This is a genomic window from Arthrobacter mobilis, assembly GCF_012395835.1.
In the GTDB taxonomy this organism is placed as follows: domain Bacteria; phylum Actinomycetota; class Actinomycetes; order Actinomycetales; family Micrococcaceae; genus Crystallibacter; species Crystallibacter mobilis.
Map to the genome: position 1 here is coordinate 63,348 of NZ_JAAZSQ010000020.1, position 22,116 is coordinate 85,463.

At 66.3% G+C, this 22,116-nt stretch carries 17 protein-coding genes and 4 pseudogenes; 12 read left to right on the plus strand and 9 right to left on the minus strand.

Annotated elements, in window-relative coordinates:
• The first annotated feature begins 44 nt into the window (after positions 1-44).
• Both nrdF and HGG74_RS16995 read left to right on the plus strand, forming a co-directional pair.
• Positions 45-1,019 carry a class 1b ribonucleoside-diphosphate reductase subunit beta gene (nrdF, locus tag HGG74_RS16990; protein WP_168488283.1) on the plus strand — a complete coding sequence of 325 codons (975 nt, stop codon included), beginning with the start codon at positions 45-47 and terminating at the stop codon, positions 1,017-1,019.
• A 206-nt stretch (positions 1,020-1,225) separates the two neighbouring features.
• Positions 1,226-1,451 (plus strand): annotated as a pseudogene (locus HGG74_RS16995) (transposase); the annotation flags it as partial.
• A 104-nt stretch (positions 1,452-1,555) separates the two neighbouring features.
• On the opposite strand, the gene HGG74_RS17000 reads toward HGG74_RS16995, so the two are convergent.
• Positions 1,556-2,965: an FAD-binding oxidoreductase gene (locus HGG74_RS17000; RefSeq protein ID WP_168488284.1), complete on the minus strand. Its 1,410-nt coding sequence runs from the start codon at positions 2,963-2,965 to the stop codon at positions 1,556-1,558.
• 719 nt (positions 2,966-3,684) lie between these two features.
• On the opposite strand from HGG74_RS17000, the gene HGG74_RS21680 reads away from it, so the two are divergent.
• The 5 genes and pseudogenes from HGG74_RS21680 to HGG74_RS17020 form a co-directional block, all read left to right on the plus strand.
• A complete protein-coding gene (locus HGG74_RS21680; protein ID WP_246262974.1) occupies positions 3,685-3,924 on the plus strand; it encodes a hypothetical protein in 240 nt (79 codons plus the stop codon).
• Entirely contained in the window at positions 3,911-4,567 is a 657-nt protein-coding gene (locus HGG74_RS21685; RefSeq protein WP_312856883.1) for a transposase, read from the plus strand. The genes HGG74_RS21680 and HGG74_RS21685 overlap by 14 nt, the downstream gene beginning before the upstream one ends.
• Before the next feature lie 550 nt (positions 4,568-5,117).
• Entirely contained in the window at positions 5,118-6,359 is a 1,242-nt protein-coding gene (locus HGG74_RS17010) for an IS110 family RNA-guided transposase (protein WP_168488286.1), read from the plus strand.
• Between the two features lie 476 nt (positions 6,360-6,835).
• Positions 6,836-7,870 carry an AAA family ATPase gene (locus tag HGG74_RS17015; protein WP_168488288.1) on the plus strand — a complete coding sequence of 345 codons (1,035 nt, stop codon included), beginning with the start codon at positions 6,836-6,838 and terminating at the stop codon, positions 7,868-7,870.
• Positions 7,871-7,908: 38 nt separating this feature from the next.
• Positions 7,909-8,058: pseudogene (locus HGG74_RS17020) on the plus strand (IS3 family transposase); the annotation flags it as partial.
• Between the two features lie 244 nt (positions 8,059-8,302).
• Here the strand turns inward: HGG74_RS17020 and HGG74_RS17025 are convergent.
• Together HGG74_RS17025 and HGG74_RS17030 are read right to left on the minus strand one after the other, a co-directional pair.
• Entirely contained in the window at positions 8,303-9,709 is a 1,407-nt protein-coding gene (locus HGG74_RS17025; protein ID WP_168488292.1) for a ferredoxin reductase, read from the minus strand.
• Positions 9,706-11,010 (minus strand): aromatic ring-hydroxylating oxygenase subunit alpha, encoded by a 1,305-nt coding sequence (locus HGG74_RS17030; protein ID WP_168488293.1) that lies wholly within the window; start codon positions 11,008-11,010, stop codon positions 9,706-9,708. Before HGG74_RS17030 ends, HGG74_RS17025 begins: the two co-directional genes overlap by 4 nt.
• Positions 11,011-11,901: 891 nt before the next feature.
• On the opposite strand from HGG74_RS17030, the gene HGG74_RS17035 reads away from it, so the two are divergent.
• Positions 11,902-12,540 carry a GntR family transcriptional regulator gene (locus HGG74_RS17035; protein ID WP_168488295.1) on the plus strand — a complete coding sequence of 213 codons (639 nt, stop codon included), beginning with the start codon at positions 11,902-11,904 and terminating at the stop codon, positions 12,538-12,540.
• Between the two features lie 24 nt (positions 12,541-12,564).
• Here HGG74_RS17035 and HGG74_RS17040 read toward each other — a convergent pair whose 3' ends face one another.
• On the minus strand, positions 12,565-15,057 hold the full coding sequence (locus HGG74_RS17040) for a GcvT family protein (RefSeq protein ID WP_168488297.1): 2,493 nt from the start codon (positions 15,055-15,057) through the stop codon (positions 12,565-12,567).
• A gap of 77 nt (positions 15,058-15,134) precedes the next feature.
• Positions 15,135-16,037 (minus strand): formyltetrahydrofolate deformylase, encoded by a 903-nt coding sequence (purU, locus tag HGG74_RS17045; protein ID WP_168488299.1) that lies wholly within the window; start codon positions 16,035-16,037, stop codon positions 15,135-15,137.
• 430 nt (positions 16,038-16,467) lie between these two features.
• Between purU and HGG74_RS17050 the strand changes: the two genes are divergently transcribed.
• From HGG74_RS17050 to HGG74_RS17060, 3 genes are read left to right on the plus strand one after another with little or no spacing between them, the layout of a single operon-like run.
• On the plus strand, positions 16,468-16,893 hold the full coding sequence (locus HGG74_RS17050; protein WP_168488301.1) for an oxidoreductase C-terminal domain-containing protein: 426 nt from the start codon (positions 16,468-16,470) through the stop codon (positions 16,891-16,893).
• Between the two features lie 8 nt (positions 16,894-16,901).
• Positions 16,902-17,060 (plus strand): hypothetical protein, encoded by a 159-nt coding sequence (locus HGG74_RS17055; protein WP_168488303.1) that lies wholly within the window; start codon positions 16,902-16,904, stop codon positions 17,058-17,060.
• Positions 17,050-18,732, plus strand: coding sequence for an MFS transporter (locus HGG74_RS17060; RefSeq protein WP_168488305.1), 1,683 nt, complete (start codon positions 17,050-17,052; stop codon positions 18,730-18,732). Before HGG74_RS17055 ends, HGG74_RS17060 begins: the two co-directional genes overlap by 11 nt.
• A 67-nt stretch (positions 18,733-18,799) precedes the next feature.
• Here the strand turns inward: HGG74_RS17060 and HGG74_RS17065 are convergent, their stop codons facing one another.
• Positions 18,800-19,249 carry an IS110 family transposase gene (locus HGG74_RS17065; RefSeq protein WP_312856885.1) on the minus strand — a complete coding sequence of 150 codons (450 nt, stop codon included), beginning with the start codon at positions 19,247-19,249 and terminating at the stop codon, positions 18,800-18,802.
• Between the two features lie 654 nt (positions 19,250-19,903).
• Between HGG74_RS17065 and HGG74_RS22020 the strand changes: the two genes are divergently transcribed.
• Complete coding sequence (locus HGG74_RS22020) at positions 19,904-20,029, plus strand: hypothetical protein (protein WP_281356163.1); 126 nt, start codon at positions 19,904-19,906, stop codon at positions 20,027-20,029.
• A gap of 55 nt (positions 20,030-20,084) precedes the next feature.
• Here the strand turns inward: HGG74_RS22020 and HGG74_RS17070 are convergent.
• The 3 genes and pseudogenes from HGG74_RS17070 to HGG74_RS17080 all read right to left on the minus strand — a co-directional run.
• A pseudogene (locus HGG74_RS17070) lies at positions 20,085-20,369 on the minus strand (integrase core domain-containing protein); the annotation flags it as partial.
• Positions 20,370-20,417: 48 nt separating this feature from the next.
• A pseudogene (locus HGG74_RS17075) lies at positions 20,418-21,159 on the minus strand (IS256 family transposase); the annotation flags it as partial.
• A gap of 117 nt (positions 21,160-21,276) precedes the next feature.
• Positions 21,277-22,116: transposase (locus HGG74_RS17080; protein WP_168488308.1), on the minus strand; the 840-nt coding region annotated here is incomplete at its 5' end.

A 22,116-nucleotide genomic window follows, 5' to 3' on the forward strand; every position in this document is an offset into this window, starting at 1 on the left:
CCCCACCTACCTAACTCAGCGATACAGAAACCCGAGGATTAGAAATGACGGAGAAGGTCAAGCTCCTCCACCACGTCGAGGCGATCAACTGGAACCGGATCCAGGACGAGAAGGACGTGGAGGTCTGGAACCGGCTGGTCAACAACTTCTGGCTGCCGGAGAAGGTGCCGCTGTCCAACGACGTGCAGTCCTGGCACACCCTGACCCCTGAAGAGCAGCAGCTCACCATGCGGGTCTTCACCGGCCTGACCCTGCTCGACACCGTGCAGGGCACCGTCGGCGCGGTCAGCCTGATCCCCGATGCGCTGACCCCGCATGAGGAAGCCGTCTACACGAACATCGCGTTCATGGAGTCGGTGCACGCCAAGAGCTACTCCTCGATCTTCTCCACGCTGTGCTCTACCAAGGAGATCGACGACGCCTTCCGCTGGTCCGTGGAGAATCCGAACCTGCAGAAGAAGGCGCAAATCGTCATGGACTACTACTTTGGCGACGACCCGCTGAAGAAGAAGGTGGCCTCCACCCTGCTGGAGTCCTTCCTCTTCTACTCCGGCTTCTACCTGCCGATGTACTGGTCCTCGCGCGCCAAGCTGACCAACACCGCTGACCTGATCCGGCTGATCATCCGCGACGAGGCGGTGCACGGCTACTACATCGGCTACAAGTTCCAGAAGGGCCTGGAGCAGGTCTCCGAGGAGAAGCGCCAGGAGATCAAGGACTACACCTTCGAGCTGCTTTACGAGCTGTACGAGAACGAGGTGCAGTACACCCACGACCTCTACGACTCGGTGGGCCTGGCCGAGGACGTGAAGAAGTTCCTGCACTACAACGCCAACAAGGCCCTGATGAACCTGGGCTACGAGGCGATGTTCCCGTCCTCGGTTACCGACGTGAACCCGGCGATCCTCTCGGCGCTGAGCCCCAACGCGGACGAGAACCACGACTTCTTCTCCGGCTCCGGTTCCTCGTACGTGATCGGCAAGGCTGTGAACACCGAGGACGAGGACTGGGATTTCTAGTCGTCTGTGAGATGCAGGCCTAGGTGGAAGAAAAGCACCCTAGTTGGAAGCAATGGCAGGGGTAGTTGGAAGTCTTCCAACTAGGCTGGCAATCTGGGCGGAGACGAGGCCTGACGCTGGTTGGCGGTTCGCCGCACAGTTGGCGAGACCGGATCGACTAGGGTCTGTCCTGTGAATCTGGGGGCAAGTCGTGTTGGACCTGTCGGATGGTTGGCAGAGGCGAACTGACGGACAAGGCCTGGGCGAGGATCGAGCCGCTGCTGCCGTCTTCGGGGGCGCGGCGGGCAGTGGCGCGATCACCGGCAGGTGATCAATGCGGTCGTGTTCAAGCTGCGCACCGGCGCACCCTGGCGGGACCTTCCCGAACGCTACGGGCCGTGGAAGACCGCCCATGAGCGGTTGCGCAAGTGGACCCTGAACGGGACGTGGGAGTAGATCCTGGCCGAGGCCGTCGTCAAGGACGACGCCACTACTACCGCTCGGAGCTGCTGCTGGCCGCCGCGTTCCTGTGGCTGCGATAAATCACAGGACAGGCCCTAGTCAGGTCTGATGTTCTGGTTGAGCCGGAACACGTTGTGTGGGTCATATGCTCGCTTGAGCGCCTTGAGCCGGTCGTACTTCGCCACACCGTACGCCTGGCGCACCCGGTCCTCTCCCTCGTCCATCAGGAAGTTTACATAGACGCTGGTGTGGTGTGGCTGCAAAGCAGTCCAGTAGTCACGGGCCCACTCACGTTCGGCATCGAACCCCTCTGCGGAATAGGAATTGCCGTTGATGTTGAACGTGAACCCCGCTCCGCGTCCGTGGAAGGCGGTCTCATCCTCACCGACACGGGCGACCGCGCCGCCCATCTGCCACAACCCGACGCTCGTGATCGGCGAGACGATCCGGCGCCCCTGTTCGGCCATGACGCCGATTACGTCATCTGTGAGCGCGGCGATGTCGCATGTGCGGAAGTAGTACCACCAACCGTGCGGGAACCCGGGATCGAACATCGACTGGTGCACCAGGTAGGGTTTGGGCTGGCACAAGTCGAGCAACGGTCGACCGAACGACTTCAGCGGTCGCATCACCCGCTCCGCGTCGTCGACCGGCCCCAGGTGACAAGCCACTACGACGATGACGTGGCGACCCACCAGGTCCCTGGGGATGACCGGGAGGTCGGGGACGCGGCGCTGGACGACGATCGTCATCAGTTCGTCCGGGCAGTCGGCGACCCAGTCCCGGTAGAACCGGAGGACCTCGGACGCGTCCTCCATCGGCCAGAAGACCGGGCCGGCGAAGACCTCCGGGCCGACCGGGTTCAGTCGGAACTTGAACTCGGTGATGATCCCAAAGTTGCCGCCTCCGCCCCGCACACCCCAGAACAGATCGGCATTCTCAGCGGTGCTGGCCCTGACCGGCTCCCCGTCAGCTGTCACCAGTTCGACGGACAGCAGTTGGTCGATGGTTAGCCCGTACTTCCGCATGATCCAGCCCATCCCACCGCCCAGCGTCAGCCCGGCGACCCCGGTGTGGGTCACGATGCCCGAGGTGACGGCGAGCCCGTACGGCTGCGTCGCGGCGTCCAGCTCACCCAACAGCACACCGCCCTGCACACACACGGTCCGGGCCTCCGGGTCCACCCGGATCCCTCGCATCAACGACAGGTCGATCACCATGCCGCCGTCACAGACCGAATGACCGGGGAAGCTGTGGCCACCGCCGCGCACGGCCACTAGGAGGTCGTGGACACGGGCGAACCGCAGCGCGGCTGCCACGTCCGCTACGCTCGCGCAGCGGACGATGGCGGCGGGACAGCGGTCGATTGAGCCGTTCCAGACTCGCCGCTGTGCGTCATACGAGCCGCTGCCCGGAAGAACCAACAGACCTTCAAGACGCGCCCCCAGCTCTTCCAGTGCCCGTAGATTTTGGACAGCCGTCATGTGCCTGTTCATGGTCGTCATGGCTACAGTGTCGACCGGAGCGGCATCCTTGTCAGGAACTTGAGTTCCATCCCTGCTCTACGATGAGTCGTCCGGGATCCACGATGACGATCCGGTCCCGCTCGGTGCGTACGACGCCCTCGGGGCGCAGCTCGCGGAGCACCCTAACGATTTCAACAGCGCAAGCCCGTTCGAGGCCGCTGGGCCGGACGATTCTCTCGCCGTCGCCTTCGAGGCGAGAACGTCCTTCTGCATGTTCAATGAGCTGGTGGAGTACTATCCACCGTGGGCCGGTGCGCAGTGATCACACGGTTAAGAGTCGGCGGGTCCCCAATTTTCTCAGCGGCCCCTTTATGTGAGTGGCACTGTGTCCCGGCGACTTCGCGTTGTCATCGATGCGGAACTCGTCGTGGAGCTAGTAAGGGAAACGCCGACCGATCTGCAGGCGGGCCTTCTGACGGCGAACAGTATCGAGTTCTACCCGGATGATTCACAGGACAGGCCCTAGACGGTATGGAGTGACCGCCCTTGCGTGGGTGGTTGCGGGCCGGGGCCTCGCTGACGCAGATTCGTGGGTTACCGGACAGAAGCCCCTGCCCGGCCTATCCGACATGCGTAGGAGGCCCCGGTGTTTATTGAGCGTACGAGTGTTGGGCTGGATGTGCACGCCCGGTCTGTTGCGGCAGCGGCGATCGACGGCGTGACCGGGGAGCTGGTCCAGGCCAGGCTGGCCCCGTCGTATGAGTGTCAGGGCATGGCTGGCCGGGCTTCCCGCTCCGCTGGCCGTGGCCTATGAGGCAGGCCCGACGGGGTTCGGGCTGGCACGGTCCCTGGCGGCGGACGGGATCAGGTGCGTGGTCGCTGCCCCGTCGAAGCTGCAGCGCCCGTCCGGGGACCGGGTGAAGACCGACGCCCGGGACGCGGTGCATCTGGCCAGGCTGCTGCGCCTTGACGAGAGCCGCCGCGGTGTCGGTCCCTGACACGGCGCAGGAAGCCGCCCGTGACCTGGTGCGTGCCAGGGAGGACTGCCGGGGGGACCTGATGAGGGCCAGGCACCGGCTCTCGAAGCTGCTGCTGCGGCACGGGATCGTCTATGCCGGCGGGGCCGCCTGGACCGGCGCGCACGATGCCTGGCTGCGCCGCGAAGCGGCCGGGCAGCTGACCTTGAAGGCAACCCGGATGGCCTTCGACTCCGAGTACGAGGCCGTCCTGGCGGTCAAGGCGCGCAGGGACCGCCTCGACGCCGCAATCGCGGAGCTGGCCGCCGAAAGCGAGGCAGCACCCCTGGTGCGGCGCCTGGGCTGCCTGCGCGGGGTCAGCACCCTCACCGGGTTCGCCCTCGCGGCCGGGATCGGCGACTGGCACCGGTTCACCGGCGCCACGATCGCCTCCTTCGTCGGGCTCACCCCCGCCGAGCACTCCTCGGGCGCCTCCCGGACCCAGGGACCGGACATCCAAGACCGGCAACTCCCACGTCCGCCGGCTCCCGGCCCGGGGCCGCATGGCACCACCGGGCCCGCTATACCGTCGGCAAAACCATGCGCGACCGGTGGGACCTCGCTCCGGCCGCGGCGCGCATTCGCGGCGACGAGGGCAACCGGCGCCTCCACGACCGCTGGGTGAAATTCCTTGAGCGGCGCAAGCGCCCCACCGTGGCCAATGTCGCGATCGCCCGCGAGCTGGCTTAGCTGGTGCTGGTCACTGGCCGTGATGGAGGACTGAGCCCCGGCCGCTTCGCCGGGCCACGGGGCGCTGACGGCAGCGCGTGGAGCCACCCGCGAAACACCTATGAGCAGCCGCCCCCCGGCGGCCACGCCCGTTCCTAGACACGCGGACCGGCCCCAGCCGAACCACCGTCCTGCGGTAACCAACCCGCGCATATCAGCTGCCCAGGGCGTTGGGCCCTCCGTGATGGCAGAAAATTCGCGGTCGGACCGGCTCGTCCGGGCACTGGCCGGGCATGGCGTCGCGGTGCACTCTGGTGGTGTGTTCCGGTCAGACGCCGATCAGACTGTGGTGCTTTTGAGCCTGTATATCAGCATGGGTGCGGAGGGCCCTTTCCGCGGGAACCGTGGATTGTTGCCGTGAGCACGAGTGAGAGACTTCTGTTTTTCCGCCCTCCTCGGAACACGTTTATTCGGAAGATCCGGGAAGGAAGCGGGTTGGGACTGCCATGGACGTTCTGCACGAGCGGTGCGCAGGCATTGATATTTCCAAACGCGACGCCAAGGTTTGCGTGCGCCGCCCCGGCCGCCGCCGCGGGCAATACACCTCGACGGTGGCCACGTGGGGGTCGACCACGAACGAGGTGTTGGCCCTGCGGGAGCATCTGCTCCACGAGCAGGTGACGCTGGTGGTGATGGAAGCCACCGGCGACTACTGGAAGCAGTTCTATTTCCTGCTTGAAGACGGGCTCAACGTGATGCTTACCAATGCCCAACAGGTCAAGAACATGCCCGGGCGCAAGACCGATGTCTCGGATGCGGCATGGCTGGCCCAGCTGGGCGCGTTCGGTCTCGTGCGTGCCTCGTTCGTTCCACCCGAGCCCGTCCGCCAGCTCCGGGACCTGACGCGCACCCGGACAATGTTCATCCGACAGCGCGGCAGTGAGATCCAGCGCCTGGAGAAGCTGCTCGAAGACGCCGGGATCAAGCTCTCCTCCGTGGCCACGGATCTGACAGGTGTCTCCTCCCGGGCGATGCTCGGGGCCCTCATCGAGGGAGAGCGGGATCCTGCGGTACTGGCCGATCTTGCCGTTTACAGCCTGCGGGCAAAGATTCCCGCCCTGGCCGAAGCCCTCAACGGCAGATTCAACGCCCACCATGCGTTCCTGGCCGGACTGCACCTGGACATCATCGACGGGCACACCCGGGCCATTGAGGAGCTCGGCGCCCGGATCGAGCAGGCGATCGACCCCTTCCGCCCGGCCCGGGACCTGCTGATGAGCATCCCCGGCGTCAGCGGGCGCGTCGCCGAAGTCATCATCGCCGAAACCGGGGCCGACATGAGCGTGTTCCCCACCGCGGCGCACCTGGCATCCTGGTCTGGTACCGCACCGGGCAACAATGAATCGGCCGGGCGCATCAAATCCGGCAGGACCAGAGCCGGCAACCCGTATCTCAAGGGCGCCCTCGGGATAGCGGTGCTTGCCGGCTCGAGATCGAAGAAGACCTACTTCGGCGCCAAATACCGGCGCCTTGCCGCCCGGCGGGGGCCCATGAAAGCCCTCGTTGCCGTCGAGCATGCAATTCTGACAGCCGTATGGAACATGCTCCGGACCGGCGAACTCTACAAGGATCCAGGACCTGACTACTTCACCCGGCTGCAGCCGGCCAAAACGCGCGCCCGCGCCGTCAGCCAGCTCGAAGCCATGGGCTTCACGGTCACTATCGAACCAGCACAACAAGCCGGCTGACCCGTCCCCGCGGACGGGCCAATGAGCGCCCGCCTAAGCCGAGGCACACCATCCGCGGCCACCTTAATTTTCGTGAGAGTCTGACCGCGCGTCGACCAACGACACGCTCGCCAGCCCCCGCCCGGTGAAGCAACGAGGCGCCCCCGGGACCTCGTCCCGAGGGCGCCTCGTCATGCCCACTTGACAGCACATCACTCCATATCAGTTGTACCTGGCCATGAGGTTGGTTGCGGGCGAGTTGGGTTGACGTAGGGAGAGCCTCCGGGTGGGGTGTGGCTTGTCGAAGGCTTACACCTGACCCCGGAGGCTCCCTATGTCCCTCATCCTTGGTGCCGTAGTCAGCACCGAAAGCACGGTCGGTGCCCGCATTATCCAATGGAGACTGGCTGTACCGTGTGAACACTACGGCCAAAAGGGAGTTGATACCGGTGAGGCCTACCCCACCCCGGTCGGGAATCGGGTACTACAGTGGATGCATGGCTGCCAGCCGCAATCCGCTCGACGACCTGCGCGAAACCATCGCCCATCTGGCCGACCAGCTCAAGCTGCACGGTTCGGAGCGCGTCGACGACCTGGTCGGCGATCTCATCGGTGCTAGGCCCGGGCCGCCCCGGCCGCTGTCCGAGGTGCAGGCCGAGCTCGACGCGTTGGTCGGACTGGAGACCGTGAAGGAACAGGTGCGGGGCCTCGTCGCACTGCTCCAGGTCCAGGCCCGCCGTAAGGCGCACGGCCTGCCGGAGGTGGCCACATCACAGCATCTGGTGTTCCTCGGAAACCCGGGCACGGGCAAGACCACCGTGGCGCGGCTCCTGGCCGAGATGTACCGCGCGGTCGGTCTGCTGCAGAAAGGCCACCTGGTCGAGGTCGACCGTTCGGGCCTCGTGGGGCAGTACGTCGGCGCGACCGCCATCAAGACGGACCGGGTGATCCGGCGTGCGCTGGACGGCGTCCTGTTCATCGACGAGGCCTACGCGCTGGCCCCGGAGGACGGCCGGGCGGACTTCGGCCCCGAGGCGATCGAGGTCCTGCTCAAGCGGATGGAGGACCACCGCCACCGCCTGGTCGTGATCGTGGCCGGGTACCCGCAGCTGATGGAGTCCTTCCTGCTCTCGAACCCCGGACTGCGCTCCCGATTCGCCCGCGAGATCACGTTCCCCGACTACTCCGTCGACGAACTCCAGACGATCTTCCACCGGATGCTGGCCCAGCACGAGTACACGCTGGAGCCGGGTGCGGACCAGATGCTGCGACGCATTTTCACCGGGCTCCATGCGGGCGAGGACTCCGGCAACGCACGGTTCGCCCGCACGCTGTTCGAGCAGGCACTCAACCGCCAGGCGCTGCGGCTGTCGCTCGACGAGGAACAAAGTCTCGACGTGCTCGATCGTGAGGCCGTCATGACGCTCACCGCGGACGACATCGTCGAGGCGGCGCTGGCCTTGGGCGAGGAGCCGGATCCGGAACCGATGCCGGAACCGGAGCAGTCACACTGGTGGCGCTGGTTGGGCTGACCGGATCTGCGGCGGCTGTCAGGCGAATGCTGCGTTCGCTGCGGCTGGTCTGCAAGGTCCGGCGGAAGAAGCGCTACAACTCTTACCAGGGCGAGCAGGGCATCGTTGCCCCGAACCTGCTGAACCGGCAGTTTGATGCCGGCGCCCCGAATGAAAAGCGGGTGACCGACGTGACCGAATTCAGCGTCGCCGACAGGCCCTAAGGCACTGCCCCCTGGCTATGCCCACCGGGTCCCACTGACAAGCGTGGGTGGATTAGTGGACACGCGACCATGGTGGTGCGTCAATGTTCCGGGAAGACACGACTTGGTCGGGGAGCCCACGGACCGACAGGGGCCTGCGGGAATGCCACGTGTGGCATTCCCGCAGGCCCCTGTATCCTTGCCGTGGAAACCATCCCTTGGCTGTTCGGCCCAGAGCAGTTAAAGCCGGCTAGGCATCGATCACCATATCGGTGCGCGCGGTCGAGCAGCAGGGCAGGAACTTGCCGGCATCGATTTCCCGTTTCCGGATACCGCCCTGGTGGTTCATCTCGACCTCCCCGGAAAGCTTGACGACCTTGCAGGAGCCGCACATGCCTTCCTTGCAGTTCGCACCGATCCTGACGCCCGCACGCTGGGCCACCCCGAGGATGTGTTCGTCGGGGTCAATCCGAACATTGATGCCGGTACGCATGAAGGACAGGGTCAGGCTTCCCGTTCCCACCGTGTCAAAACTCGAGGCATCGGGGGTCGCGGCCTCCGGCTCGGCGTCCGAACTGCCCTCGGGGGCGGGCGCGTCCGGGTCGACGGTTTCCAGCGGCAGTCCCGAGGCCTTCAGGGTTCCCTCGGCGTCGTAGCCGGGCTCGTAGAGCCCGAACGCGCTGGGCTGGCTTTCATAGTACTCCTCGGCGGAATCTTCAATTTCCTCCGCGATTTCCTCGGCGATGTCCGCTGCAAGCGCGATCTCTGCCTGGTACTCAAGGAGTGTCTGACGATCTCCCGAGAAGAACTCCATGTAGATGGAGGTGTCATCGACGCCGACCTTCTTGAGGAGCTCGGTGGCGCTGTTCAGGTAACCCTCGGGGCCGCAGGCATAGACCTGGCGGCCGTTGGCATCGGGTGCCACCTGGTCGATCATGGCTGCCGTCAGCCTTCCGCTGAGCCCTTCCCACCCGTCGGGTTTGCTGCGGTCGCCCAGGGAGTAGAAGACCTTGACGCGCGAGTCCACGGAGGCGATGTAGGCCAGCTCCTGGTGAAAGGCGAAACCTCCGGCCTCGGCTCCATGGTAGAGCACCACGACGTCGGCGTGTCCGGGCAGGGAGTGGATGGTCCGCACCATGGACATGATGGGAGTGATGCCCGCGCCGGCGGCCAGCAAGAGGTAACGCGCCCGCCGGTCGGCATCGGGCAGGTGGAACGCCCCGACCGGTCCGAGCATATCCAGGACGGTGCCGGGTTTGACGTTCTGGTGCACCCACGGGGAGACGAGTCCTGTGGGGTCGCGTTTGACGGTGACGCTGAAGGTCCAGGGCTGGGTGGGCGAACTGGACAGCGAGTAGCTGCGGTCTACCGGTTCCTGGTCCTCGCCGTTCACGGGAAAGGCGATGTTTACGTACTGGCCTGCACGGAACGCTAGGGGCGCACCGTCGCAGCGGCGGAACACGAAGGTCATCATGTCGCCCGCTTCGGGTACGGTCTCGACACATTCGGCCATGAACTCCTGCGGATGCCAGGGACCCAGGGCGTGGGCGGCGCGGGCGGGTGCCTCGGTGCTGCCCAGCACCCTGTTCCACGGCATCTCGAGACCGCGGATGCGCCGTGGTTCCTCGATCACCGTCTCAGTGAGGAGTTCAGTCATGCCAAGTGCTCCTGTACGCGCTGCACGTACCAGTTAATGAACGCCTCTACCTGGTATTCGCTCTTCATGTACGGGCCGGGCTCGTAGGCGGGGCTGCCGGCACCCTTCTGGCACAGCTCCACGAACGCCTTGTCCTGCAGGTTTGTCTGCTTCCAGGTGTAGGTGAGTTTCTCCAGATCGTAATCGACGCCTTCCTCGGCGTCGTCAGCCACCAGCCAGGTGGTGCGTACCAGCGTCTGGTGTTCGTTGATGGGGAAGACGCCGAACGTGATGACGTGGTCGCCGAGGAAATGGAACCAGCTGTTGGGCTGCAGGTGCATCGAGCAGCGGCCAAGGCGGAAGTCCGGCAGGTCGCCGAGCAGCTTCTTGGAAAGCCTGCGCCCGTCAGCCGAGAACGATTCGCCCTCTCCGTCCAGTGATTCACGTGAGATGCGGATTCCCGCGATGCGCGTGTCAAGCTCCTCGACCACCTCGTAGGGCAGGCCGTAGCGGCGGCAACGCTCCTCGAGGGAGGACTGGGCTTCCTTGTTGCGTTCCCACACTTCCTCAAGGTGGGGCGGAATCAGGCCCTCCGTCAGGCCCCAGGTCGGGAAGAGGGAGCAGGCGAGTTCAGGGTGGCCGTCGCAGTGGTAGCACTCACGGTTGTTCTCCATGACGAGCTTCCAGTTGCCCTCCTCGACGATGTTCTGCTGGTAGGCGATTTTCGTCTTCGACAGATCGTGGGGCGCGAGGTAGGGCTCAAAGATCTTTGAGGTTTCGTCGAAGTCTGCCGGCGGTTCGTCCGCAATGCAGACGAAGATGAGTCCGGCGACCACGCGGCTGTGGGCGCGCTTAAGCCCGAAGCAGCTCTTGTCGAACTTCGCTTCCCCGGGAGCCGAGGCGTGGATCAGATCGCCGCTGGGCGAGTAGGTCCAGGAGTGGTAGCCGCAGACCAGGTTTCCCGTTGATCCCGCAGCTTCGGTCAGGACGCGGGCGCCGCGGTGGCGGCACACGTTGTGCAGGACGTTCACGTCGCCGTCGTCGTTGCGCAGCACGATCAGGGAGTAGGGCCCGTAGTCGACGGTGACGTAATCGCCCGGCTCCGGCAGTTCGGCGACGCTGGCAGCAAAGATCCAGTGCTGGCCAAAAATGGCCTCCATGTCGATCTTGAAAATCGCCGGGTCGGTGTAGAAGGGGGCATCGAGGGAATAGCCCGTGCGCCGGAACTCAAACAGCTCGGCGATTTCCGCCAGCTGCTCTGCAGGCAATGATGTAGCGAGTTTTCCGCGTGAGTTGAGGGGCACGTTCACTGGAGCGGACATTTTTTCTCCCGGGAGGACTGGCAGTGTGCGATTAGTGGGGATTGCGGAGTTAATGGGAGCAACTGGTGTTGTCGAGATGTTGTAGCCGGCGAAACATCACCCAAGGATGCTCCCACCACCACAAGCGTCTCCATGTTTCCCTTCACATGCGTATTACGCAACGACAATCATGATGTGCAACAGCGTGACGTATCCCACGCTAGCTGTCAAGCTGTTAAGACGCGGCCCAAGGCCACATAAATGCCTTAACATTGCAGTGCGGGCAGGTGCGACAGTGTGGAACGCTAAATGGCGCAACTTCCCTCCTTCCACCCCCATCAGAGAGACGCCGGTAATGGCGATTCCGTCAGGCAGCGGCAGCTCATCCCCGTCCAGACCGATGGGCCACGGGGGTCAGCTTGGATGTAGTTCAACATGCTGTTGTGACAAGGGCATGCCAGCACTTATGGATCTTTACTCGATTTGTGCGGCACATAGCCCACTCGATTCCTGGGTGGGTGAACCTTCCTTAGCGGAAGGTGCAACCGTGTTATACGAGAGTCGCAGAGCGACGGCCGCCAGCGCCTGGTCGTAAGTGGACAGCGTCTGGGCTACTTCTTCCGGTGTAACGATGGCAGGCGGGACCATGTGGATGCGGGTGTCCGGGTGCTGCGGTCCTGGACGAGTTCCAGCGCCCAGAAGACTCCTTTAGGTCCAGTCCCCGGTTGAGGGCCGCCGGCTTTTTGAAAAGGTCGGCATCTACCAGGCTTGGGCCGCGGAGGAAAGCCCTGGGTTCCACTACCGCGTGACCAAGGCTGGGGAAGGGCCGACTCGTGCTAGGTCGGATATATCTAGGGTGGGACCGGTCACCGGCCCGCTGGATCGAGGGAAAGGCCCGGCACTGTGGAAGCGATGAGTACCGTCGGCCGGACCCGGGCGGAACACGCGTATCTGGAACTGCGCCAGCGGATTATCGACATGCGCCTGCCGCCGGGGGCGGCCTTGGACGAAGAGGCCCTGATGGCCGAGCTGGGCGTGGGACGCACGCCGATGCGCGAGGCTGTCAAGCGGCTGGAGTCCGACCGCATGCTTACGGTCTGTCAGCGCCGGGGCACCATCGTTGCCGACGTGAATATCCGGGATCTGAAGGCCATCTCGGATGCCCGGCGGGTGCTGGAATCCTTCGCCGCGCGCCGGGCGGCCGAACTGGCCACGGACGAGGACCGGCAGCGCTTGAAGGAGTGCCTGCGGCAGCTGGCGGCAACCGCGGAGGAATCCAACCGGACCTCGATGGACCTGGACGAGCAGATTCACCGCACCGTGTATGCGGTCATGCGCAACAGCTACGTGGAAGCGACGCTGATCCAGTACTTCAGCCTCTCGCAGCGGATGTGGAATTTCGTCCTCCCCGGGCTGGCGCCGATCACCGGGCACGTGCGGGAACATGAGGCGCTGCTGCAGGCCATCATCGACGGCGACGCGGACCGGGCCGCGGACTTGGCCGAGGAACACGTGACGCCCTTCGAAGGGCTGGTACGCAGCGCCCTGTAGCCTGCGTACCAGCCTTTGCATCGTTTAGGCGCGGATCTTCTTCATTTCCGGATCCACCAGCGGCTCGGGCACCACGGTGGCGTCAATCCGCCGGCCGAAGTACTCGATCTGCACCGTGTCGCCCTCGGCCACGGTACCGGGCAGCCAGGCGTAAGCTACCGGCCGGTGCACCGTGTGGCCGTAGGCGGCGCTGGTGACGTAGCCGGCGGGCTGCCCGTCCACGTACACCGGTTCCTTGCCCAGCACCATGGAGGTGCCGTCGTCGACGGTCAGGCAGCGCAGCCGGGTGGCCGGGGGCTGGGCGGTGCGCTGTTCCAGGGCCTGCTTGCCGACGAAGTCCTCCTTGTTGGCCCGGACCGCGAAGCCGAGGCCGGCCTGGACCGGGTCGTGCTCGGTGTCCATGTCGGTGCCCCAGGAGCGGTAGCCCTTTTCCAGCCGCAGGCTGTTGAACGCGCTGCGGCCGGCCGCGATGACCTGCAGCGGTTCGCCGGCGGCCCACAGGGCGTCCCAGAGCCGCTGGCCGTACTCGGCGCTGGTGTAGATCTCCCAGCCGAGCTCGCCCACGTAGGACAGGCGCATGATCCGCACCGGAATGCCGGCGATCGTGGTGCTGGCGGCGCGGAAGTACTTCAGGCCGTCGTTGGACAGGTCCTGCGGGGTGAGCGGCTGGACCAGGTCGCGGGCGCGCGGGCCCCAGACCCCGATGCAGCAGGTGCCGCCGGTGGTGTCCCTGACCTGGACCCACTGCTGCGGGTCGGTCTCGGTCTGCCCGGCAGCCTGGCGGGTGATGTAGTCCAGGTCCAGCCCGCCGTTGGCCCCGACCTGGAACAGCGCGTCCTCGATCCGGGCCACGGTCAGGTCGCTCTTGATGCCGCCGGCCTCGTCCAGCATCAGGGTGTAGGTGACCGAACCGATGCTCTTGTCCAGCTGGCCAGTGGTCAGGCGCTGCAGCAGCGGCAGTGCCCCGGGGCCGGACACCTCCAGCCGCTTGAGCGCCGTCATGTCGTACATCGCCACGTTGGTGCGGGTCGCGTACGCCTCGGCCGCGGCGATCGGGGAGTCGAACTTCGCCGACCAGGCGTCGCGGGCCGGGGGCTGCCATTCCTGCGGCAGGGTGTCGAGCAGGGCGGCGTTGGCTTCGTACCAGTGCGGACGCTCCCAGCCGCCGCTTTCCAGGAAGAAGGCCCCGAGCTCGGCCTGGCGCCGGTGGAACGGGGAGACGCGCAGGTCCCGCGGCGACTGGCGGGGCTCGAGCGGGTGGCGGATGTCGTAGATTTCGACGAAGTTCTGCTGCGAGGTCTCCAGCACATACTCGTCCTGCAGTTGGATTTCCTCGAAGCGGGCGACGTCGAGCTCGTGCAGGTCCGTTTCGGACCGGCCGTCGACCAGCAGCTCGGCCACCGCCTTGGCCACCCCGGCCGAATGCGTGACCCAGACGGCCTCGGCAATGAAGAAGCCCTTCAGGTCCCGGGACTCGCCCACCAGCGACCCGCCGTCGGGAGTGAAGGAGAAGATGCCGTTGAAGGCATCGTCGATCTCCGTCTTGTGCAGGCCCGGCAGCAGCTGGCGGCAGGCCTTCCACGGCTGCTCGAAGTCCGCGGCGGTGAAGGCCAGCCGGGACGGCATGGCGTGCTCGCTGATCTGTTCGGCACCGGGCAGTTCGTCGTAGCCGACCGGGATCGGCCGGTGCGCGTAGGAGCCGATGCCCAGCCGCGAGCCGTGCTGGCGGAAGTAAAGGTCTTCGTCCTGGTGGCGCAGGATGGGCAGCCGGGCATTGTTGCCGGTGCCGACGGCCTGCTCCGGCTCGCCGGCCAGCTCGGCCAGCGAGGTGGTGGTCACATACTGGTGGGCCAGCGGCACCAGGGGCACGGGCATCCCGATCAGGTCCCCGACTGCCGGACCCCAGAAGCCGGCGGCGGAGACCACGATGTCCGCCGGGAACACTGTGTCGCCGGAGCGGACGCCGGTGACCCGGCCGGCGGCGCGTTCGATGCCGGTGACCGGGGTACGGCCGATGAACCGGGCGCCCCGGGATTCAGCCCGTTCGCGCAGCAGTTCGACGGCGAGCAGGGACGAAGCAAGCCCGTCGCCGGGCAGGTACAGGCCGCCGAGCACCATGCTCTCGTCGATCAGCGGGTGCAGCGCCTTGGCCTCGGCCGGATCCACCAGGCGGGCCTCCAGCCCCCAGGAGGTGGCGTAGCCGTGGCGGCGCTTAAGCTCCTCCAGCCGCTCCGGCGTGGTGGCGACTTCCAGGCCGCCGACGGCGTTGAAGGCCCGGGCGCCGTCGCGGGTCAGAGAGGCGAGCTTTTGGCCGGTGTAGGCGGCGAATTCCGCCATGGTCTTGGACGAATTGGTCTGGAAGACCAGTCCGGGGGCATGCGAGGTGGAACCGCCGGTCAGCGGGATCGGGCCCTGGTCCAGGACGGTGACGTCGGTCCAGCCTCGCTCGGTCAGTTCGTCGGCCAGGTTGGCGCCGACAATGCCGGCTCCGATGATGACGACGCGGGGTGATTGCATGATGGGGCCTTTCGAAGGTACGTGGGTTCGCGGGCGCTGCGGCGGGAGCCGGTGGCGGCGGGACGGGTCCGAGGAGGTCAGGTGAAGATGATGGTGCGGTGGCCGTTGAGCAGCACGCGTTTTTCGGCGTGCCATCGCACGGCCCGGGCCAGGGCCAGCGCTTCGGCGTCGCGGCCGATGGTGGCCAGCTGCTCAGGGCTGAGCCGGTGGTCCACCCGGATGACTTCCTGTTCGATGATCGGGCCTTCGTCCAGGTCGGCGGTGACGTAGTGGGCAGTGGCGCCGATCTGCTTGACCCCGCGCTCGTACGCCTGGTGGTAGGGGCGGGCGCCCTTGAAACCGGGCAGGAAGGAATGGTGGATGTTGATGGCCCGCCCGGCCAGCTTCCGGCACAGGTCGTCGGAGAGCACCTGCATGTAGCGGGCCAGCACCACCAGGTCCGCCTGGTACGTCCCGACCAGTTCGAGCAGCCGCGCTTCGGCGGCCGGCTTGGTCTGCGCGCTGATCGGCACGTGGATGAAGGGCAGGCCCGCTGCTTCGGCCATGGGGCGCAGGTCTTCGTGGTTGGAAACCACGGCGACCAGGTCCGCGGCCAGGCTTCCGGTTTGCCAGCGGTAGATCAAATCGTGCAGGCAGTGCCCGAATTTCGAGACCATGACCAGAACCCTGGGCCGGGCGCCGTCATGGAACGTGTAGTCCATGCCGAACTCCGCCGCGACGGGGGTGAATTCATCCGCCAGGACGCCGGCGTCTACCGCTTCCGCAGCGGAGAATGCCGTGCGCAGGAACAGCCGTCCGTCCACGGTGTCGTCGAACTGCTGGTGTTCAGTGATGTCGAAGCTGTGTTCCACCAGGAAGCGGGAGACGGCGTGGACAATGCCGCTGCGCTGGGGACAGGACAGTGTCAGCACCCCCGCCGGCCGGGGCGGGCTGGCGGCTGCCTGTGCGGCCGGGCGGGGCAGGGTGAGGGCAGTGCTCATGGCGTCTGGTTCTTCCTTAGGGATCAGGGCGAAGTCGTGACGGCGTTGTTGTCCGGCAGCGAAGCGCCGGCCGTGGTGGAGTCCGGCCGGCCGGTTCCGACTGAACATACAACTGATATATAAGCGACCGTAGTGTTCCGCTCCCTAACTGTCAACGGTCAGTATTCACGCGCTTGACATCATTCTGTGGCGTGGCTCACCGTTGTGTAGGATGAACCGTGTTGCGTCAAACGCAACTCTCTCCCCTCGAACCGCCCGCTCAGGTCAGGAGCATGATGAAGACCCTTGCCATTGCCGGTTCGTCCCTTGCGGGCCTCTCAGCCGCCCGCGCGGCCCGCGCCGAGGGGTTCGATGGCAGACTCGTTCTGGTCGGCGACGAGCACGGCCGGAGCCGGCTCCCCGGCGTCGTGGCTGTCGGGGACTGCGCGGCTTGGCACGACCAGCACCTGGGCCGCCCGCACCGGCTCGGGCACTGGAACGCCGCGCTCACCCAGCCGGGCCGTGCCATCCGGGCCCTCCTTGGCGTGCCCGACCCCAGGCCCCAGGCCGCTCTCCGTACTTTTGGTCCGACCAGTACGGCGTCCGCATCCAGTTCAGCGGCCACGCCGGGCTGGCCGTCCGGCTCGAGATCGAGGCAGGCGACGTCGAGGGCCACAGCTTCCTGGCCGTCTACTACCGCGGGGACGATCCCGTGGGGCTGCTCAGCAGCGCCCAGGCGAGGCTCTTCGCCAAGCGGCGCCGCGACGTCGAGCGCTCCCAGCGCGCCCGCGGCGCGGAGACACACTGCGCGCCCCTGAACGAGGCAGCGCGCACCGCCAGCATCCTGACCTTTCCCCTTTCATCCCCACCCGAATAGGAGAAGAAATGACCACTGCACCTGAAAAGACCGAGGCCGCCAAGGGCGGAGTGCAGTTCCTCGACAGCTTCATCGCGACCCTGCCGGGCTCGGCATACGTCGAACCTCCTGCCTGGCATCACGGTGAACGGCCGCGCTTGAACAGGAGCGAAAACCATGAATGCTGAACCTGGACAGGAAGTGGCCGAGCCCAACAGCTATGGAGCGGCCTCCGGCCGCACACACATCACGTTCCGAAAGCGCCGGCTAAGGGTCGGCGACGTCAACGTCGTGGACAAGTCCATGCTGCGCCGGGCGGTCGGGGGAACCGTCGTCGGCAACACGATGGAGTGGTACGACGTGGGCATCTTCGGCTACCTCATCACCACGATGGGCCCGGTCTTCCTGCCCGAGGCGGACAGAGTGGTCCAGACCCTCTTCCTGCTCGGGACCTTTGCCGCGACGTTCGTTGCCCGGCCCATCGGAGGCATCTTCTTCGGATGGCTCGGCGACCGGGTCGGCCGGCAAAGGGTCCTCGTTGCCACGCTCACGCTGATGACCGCCGCAACGTTCTTCCTCGGCCTCCTGCCGGGCTACGCGACGATCGGAGTCTGGGCGGCGGTGCTGCTGGTCGCGGTCAAGCTCCTCCAGGGTTTCTCGGCGGGCGGCGAGTACGCCGGGGCCACAACGTTCGTGAGCGAGTACGCCGCGGACAAGCGCCGGGGCTACTTCACGAGCTTCCTCGACATGGGCTCCTACCTGGGATTCGCGGCCGGTGCCGCCCTCGTCTCGGTCCTCCAGCTCACGCTCGGCCAGGCTGCAATGGAAGAGTTCGGCTGGCGCATCCCGTTCCTCGTGGCGGGACCGCTGGGAGCGATTGCCATCTACTTCCGCCTCCGGATCGAGGAGAGCCCTACGTTCCAGGCCGTCCTCGACACCCAGGAGCGGCTGGCGAACGAGCGCATCGCCAAGGATGAGACCGCGGCGAGGGGGCCGCTCGCCGTCCTGCGCGCCACCTGGAAGCCGATCCTCGTGGCCGTCGTCGTCGTGGCGGCCGCGAACACCGTCGGCTACGCGCTGACGTCCTACATGCCCACCTACCTGACCGAGTCAAAAGGCTACGACGAGGTCCACGGGACCCTCCTGACCATCCCGGTCCTCGTTGCCATGAGCCTGTGCATCCCGTTCGCGGGCAGGCTCTCCGACCGGATCGGGCGCCGACCCGCCCTGTGGATCGGCGCCCTAAGCACGGTCGTCCTCGCGATGCCGGCCTTCCTGCTGGTGGGGATCGGCACCGTTCCGGCCACGCTCACGGGGCTCGCGATGCTGGCGTTCCCCGTGGCGTTCTACGTGCCCATCCTCGCCTCGACACTGCCGGCCCAGTTCCCGACCGGCTGCCGGTACTTCAGCATGGGCATCGCGTACAACGTTGCTGTGGCGGTCTTCGGCGGCACGGCCCCGCTGATCATCGATGTCCTCATCCAGTCCACGGGCAACGACATGATGCCGGCGTACTACCTCATGGGCACCTCGCTGGTCGGCGCTGTCGCAGTGCTGTTCCTGCGCGAGTCGGCGGGGCGCCACCTGCCCGGGTCGATGCCCAGCGTCGATACGCTCGACGAGGCACGCGCCATCGTCGCCCATCAGGAGGACGACCCGCGCATCGATCTCGAGAGCATGCCGCTCACCAACGTTCCCGTCGCCGTGAGGCGCGACGGCGCGGCGGTGCAGCTGCGGCTCGACGACCCGAACGCCCTCGAGGCGGCGCAGCGGGAGGGGGTGGACCTCGAAGCGACCCTGCTCGAGGCACAATCGAGCGAAGAGCAGCCCGTGGCCTCCGGGCTATCAGGGGCGGCCTGAGCCCCACAACGTGAGCGGTCCGGACGCTCAGGAGCGACCCTGAGCGTCCGGACCTCCTCCCAGGACTTCACTGATCTCCGCAGGCCCTGCGGCGACCGCCGCGACGACGCCTCCCTTCGCCTTCACTTCCGTGCAGCCCGTCGGCGCGCGGTGCGGCCTGCTTCTCCACCGGCAGGCCCAGCACGCGCCGGGCGGCCTCGAGGGCATGGATGGCATCCGACTTTCCGGTCCCGGCCCGGGACGCCCTCGACGGTGGCTTCACCTCGACTACGGCGATTCCGGCCGTCTGCAGGGCCGGGGCCAGGGGTTCCCCGTAGGAGGGGGTTCCCTCCACGGCAGCCAGCACCTTCTCAACCGTGTGCCGGCGCATCCAGGTGATGGCCTGCCCGACGCCGGTGTCACTGGCGGGAAATGTCCCGGTGGCCGTGGAGGCGCCGGTAGCAGTGTCGACGACCGCGTAGGTCTGGGTGCGGGTATGGGCGTCCACGCCGATGACGTAGCCGTATTCTCCTGCCACGATGGACAACGCGGCATCCTCCTTCCATGCAGGGGCCGTGACGGCACCGGCTTGGAAGGGCTTCTTCCGGGGCCGTTCTCTAACGGGTCACAGGCAGCACCCTGGACGGCCTTCTATCAGGCCACCGGAAGAGGGCAGGCCGGTGCCGGCCCGCCGGGCGGATCGGTCGCTAGAAGGCCACCGCTCCAAGGAGAGGTCACAAGGCGGGGGAGTCACCCCTGGTGGACCGGGAACCGGCCTGCCAGCCGTCACCAGGCCAGCCAAGACCATTAGAGAGCAGGCGGGTGCCGAAGGGACCCAGGTGAAGCGACGGATCCCTGGGAGGGACAGGACAGCGAGTGGCACGAGGAGCATGACGAGTCGAGCCAGGTAAACGACGGCGGTGACTGTGGCAGCTGGGGCGATTTGCGAGGGCTGGGAAAATGACTAGCGCGCCTCCACAGCAACTTCACAGTTCCACCACAGTTCGGGTTCAGGGCCGAGCCGGAGGGTAGAGATATGACGATCAACTTTGCTAGAGCCCACCGTTCCCACCATCGTGAAGCAGCAACTCCGGCGGCCGGATCCGCTGCACAGTTCGCCACTTCCGGGTCAGCCAAGCCTTCCCCAACCCATTCTTCTTCCGCAACCCCTGCGGACGAGCAGGCAACGATTATGCCCCCCCGCTGGCCCTTGATTATATTCATCGTCGTGCTGACGGCCTTGTTCCTCGCCGCCTGCATTACCGTGTTCTTCTCCCGCGGCCTGCCGCTGTTGACCCAGATCATTGAGTTGCTCTAGGGCACCGGCATCCGGGACTGCCCCGCGTTTCGTTAACTCTCGGGGTTGATGGTTTTCAGGCGGCTTGAAGGCCGGTTTGTATTGTCTCAAATTCGATTGGCGTGAGTCGGCCGAGAGCGTGCTGGCGGCGCCTGCGGTAGTAGGTTCTCTGGATCCAGGTCACAATGGCCGGACGCAGTTCCTGCCGGGTGCTCCGGCGCCGCCGGCTCAGGACGTTCTTCTGGAGCAGGGCGAAGAAGGACTCCACGGGTGCGTTGTCGCCGCACGCGCCGGTCCGTCCCATCGAGCCGGTCAGTCCGCTGCTTTTGAGCGTGTGCACGAACACTGTGGAGCGGAACTGGACGGATTCAACCGGTTATCGCAACGCCTCGATTCTGGAGGTAGTGATGGGCAGGCCCTTGAGCCCGCCGCAGACCGCAATGAACACGTCCTCCACGCCGCGGTTCTTCAGCTCGGAGAAGACCTGCAGCCAGAACCGGGCACCCTCGGCGCCGTCGCCGGCCCAGATGCCAGGATCTCCCGCTCCCCGTTCACGGTGACGCCCATGACGACGTAGAACGGGGTATTGCGCACCTACCCGTCGCGGACCTTGACCACGATCGCGTCCACGAAGAGCACCGGATAGACCGGGTCCAGTGGACGGGCCGACCACTCCGCGAGTTCGCCTGCGACCTTCTCCGTGATGCGGCTGATGGTGTCCCTGGAGACCTTGGCCCCGTAGACCTCCTCGAAATGCACGGCGATCTCCCCGGTGGTCAATCCCCGGGCGGAAAGCGAGAGCACGATCTGGTCGATCCCATCCAGACGCCGTTTCCGCTTGGGCACGATCACCGGCTCGAAGGACCCGTCCCGGTCCCGAGGAACCTCGATCTCGACCGGGCCGATCCCGGCCGGCACGGTCTTCGGCCTGGTGCCGTTGCGCATGTTGGCCGCGACCGGCGTCTCGCCGTGCTCGTGGCCCAGGTGCCCGGCCGGTTCGGCTTCCAGCGCGGTCCCGGCACGTTCTTCGTCAGCTGGTTCAGCAGCCCGCCGGGGCCAACCAGGCTTACGCCCTGTTCCTTGGCCTGCGCGAGCAATCGCTTGGCAAGCTCCTTCTGATCGATGATCTCTCCCGTCACGGGATCGATCATTGTCGCTGTCATCTCGGTCGTGGACTCCGACACGGCCGTCTCCTTTCGGATCAGGCCGGACCCTTACACACCGTTTTTCTGGCTCTGTCGCACTTTCGGTGGTGGATCGCGGCGGGGTCAGGCAAGGAGGATGCGGTGGCGCAGGAGGTTGAAGCCGGCGCGTCCAGACATCTGTCGCTTGAGCATCTTGGTCTTGGTGTTGACACCTTCGGTTCTGCCGTTGTGGTGAGGCTGGGTGAGCGCGGCGAGGACCGCGTCGTGGTCCTGCTCGAGTCCGCGGACGAAGGAGTGCAGGTGAGGCAGGTCCGCAGCACGGGCGGCGTGGGCCCAGTCCTCGAGTCTGGCAGCGTTCGCCTCCTCGGGCTTGAGGAGGGTGGCGAACGCTCGGACCAGGTCGAGCATCGTGGTGATCTCGGGGCAGGCTGCGGCAAGCTGGTCGAGGCGTTCCTGCTGTGCGGCGGTGAGCCTGTCCGGCCTGGTCAGCAGGAGTCCGGCCGCACGGCGGGGCGAGAGGTGCGAGCGGGCGTCCTCGGCGCGGCCCTGGTTCAGGTACCGGTGCAGCAGGTTCGAGCTGCCCTGGTAGCCCAGCCCGCGGATCTCCCGCAGCAACTGCTGGACCGGAACCCCGGGCTCTTCTGCCCGCCGGGTGCGCAGGTGTTCCCGGTAGGGGTCCACGAGGGTCGGCCGGTACTTCGGGACGCGTTGGAGGCGCTCAGGGGCGCCGGCGCGGGCGTACCGCTTGATGGTCTTCAGGGACAGGTTCAGCCGGCGGGAGCAGTCCAACAGGCCGACACCTTTGTCCAGCAGCCCGTGCACCTGGGCCCAGCGCTCGGCCGTGCTGCGGGCCCGTGGCCCCTCCTGCAGCCCGGTCGCGCCGGCCCAGCATGCCGAGTGGGCGGCGACTTCCCTGACCACGGCCTCGGCCAGTCCGTGCCACAGGTGCCACCGGTCGGCGAC

Excerpts from the sequence above, each read along its gene's own strand:
- nrdF (WP_168488283.1), top strand. The coding sequence starts at position 45 with ATGACGGAGAAGGTCAAGCTCCTCCACCACGTCGAGGCGATCAACTGG.
- HGG74_RS17000 (WP_168488284.1), bottom strand. The coding sequence starts at position 2,965 with ATGACGACCATGAACAGGCACATGACGGCTGTCCAAAATCTACGGGCA.
- HGG74_RS21680 (WP_246262974.1), top strand. The coding sequence starts at position 3,685 with ATGAGTGTCAGGGCATGGCTGGCCGGGCTTCCCGCTCCGCTGGCCGTG.
- HGG74_RS17010 (WP_168488286.1), top strand. The coding sequence starts at position 5,118 with ATGGACGTTCTGCACGAGCGGTGCGCAGGCATTGATATTTCCAAACGC.
- HGG74_RS17015 (WP_168488288.1), top strand. The coding sequence starts at position 6,836 with ATGGCTGCCAGCCGCAATCCGCTCGACGACCTGCGCGAAACCATCGCC.
- HGG74_RS17025 (WP_168488292.1), bottom strand. The coding sequence starts at position 9,709 with ATGACTGAACTCCTCACTGAGACGGTGATCGAGGAACCACGGCGCATC.
- HGG74_RS17030 (WP_168488293.1), bottom strand. The coding sequence starts at position 11,010 with ATGTCCGCTCCAGTGAACGTGCCCCTCAACTCACGCGGAAAACTCGCT.
- HGG74_RS17035 (WP_168488295.1), top strand. The coding sequence starts at position 11,902 with ATGAGTACCGTCGGCCGGACCCGGGCGGAACACGCGTATCTGGAACTG.
- HGG74_RS17040 (WP_168488297.1), bottom strand. The coding sequence starts at position 15,057 with ATGCAATCACCCCGCGTCGTCATCATCGGAGCCGGCATTGTCGGCGCC.
- purU (WP_168488299.1), bottom strand. The coding sequence starts at position 16,037 with ATGAGCACTGCCCTCACCCTGCCCCGCCCGGCCGCACAGGCAGCCGCC.
- HGG74_RS17055 (WP_168488303.1), top strand. The coding sequence starts at position 16,902 with ATGACCACTGCACCTGAAAAGACCGAGGCCGCCAAGGGCGGAGTGCAG.
- HGG74_RS17060 (WP_168488305.1), top strand. The coding sequence starts at position 17,050 with ATGAATGCTGAACCTGGACAGGAAGTGGCCGAGCCCAACAGCTATGGA.
- HGG74_RS22020 (WP_281356163.1), top strand. The coding sequence starts at position 19,904 with ATGCCCCCCCGCTGGCCCTTGATTATATTCATCGTCGTGCTGACGGCC.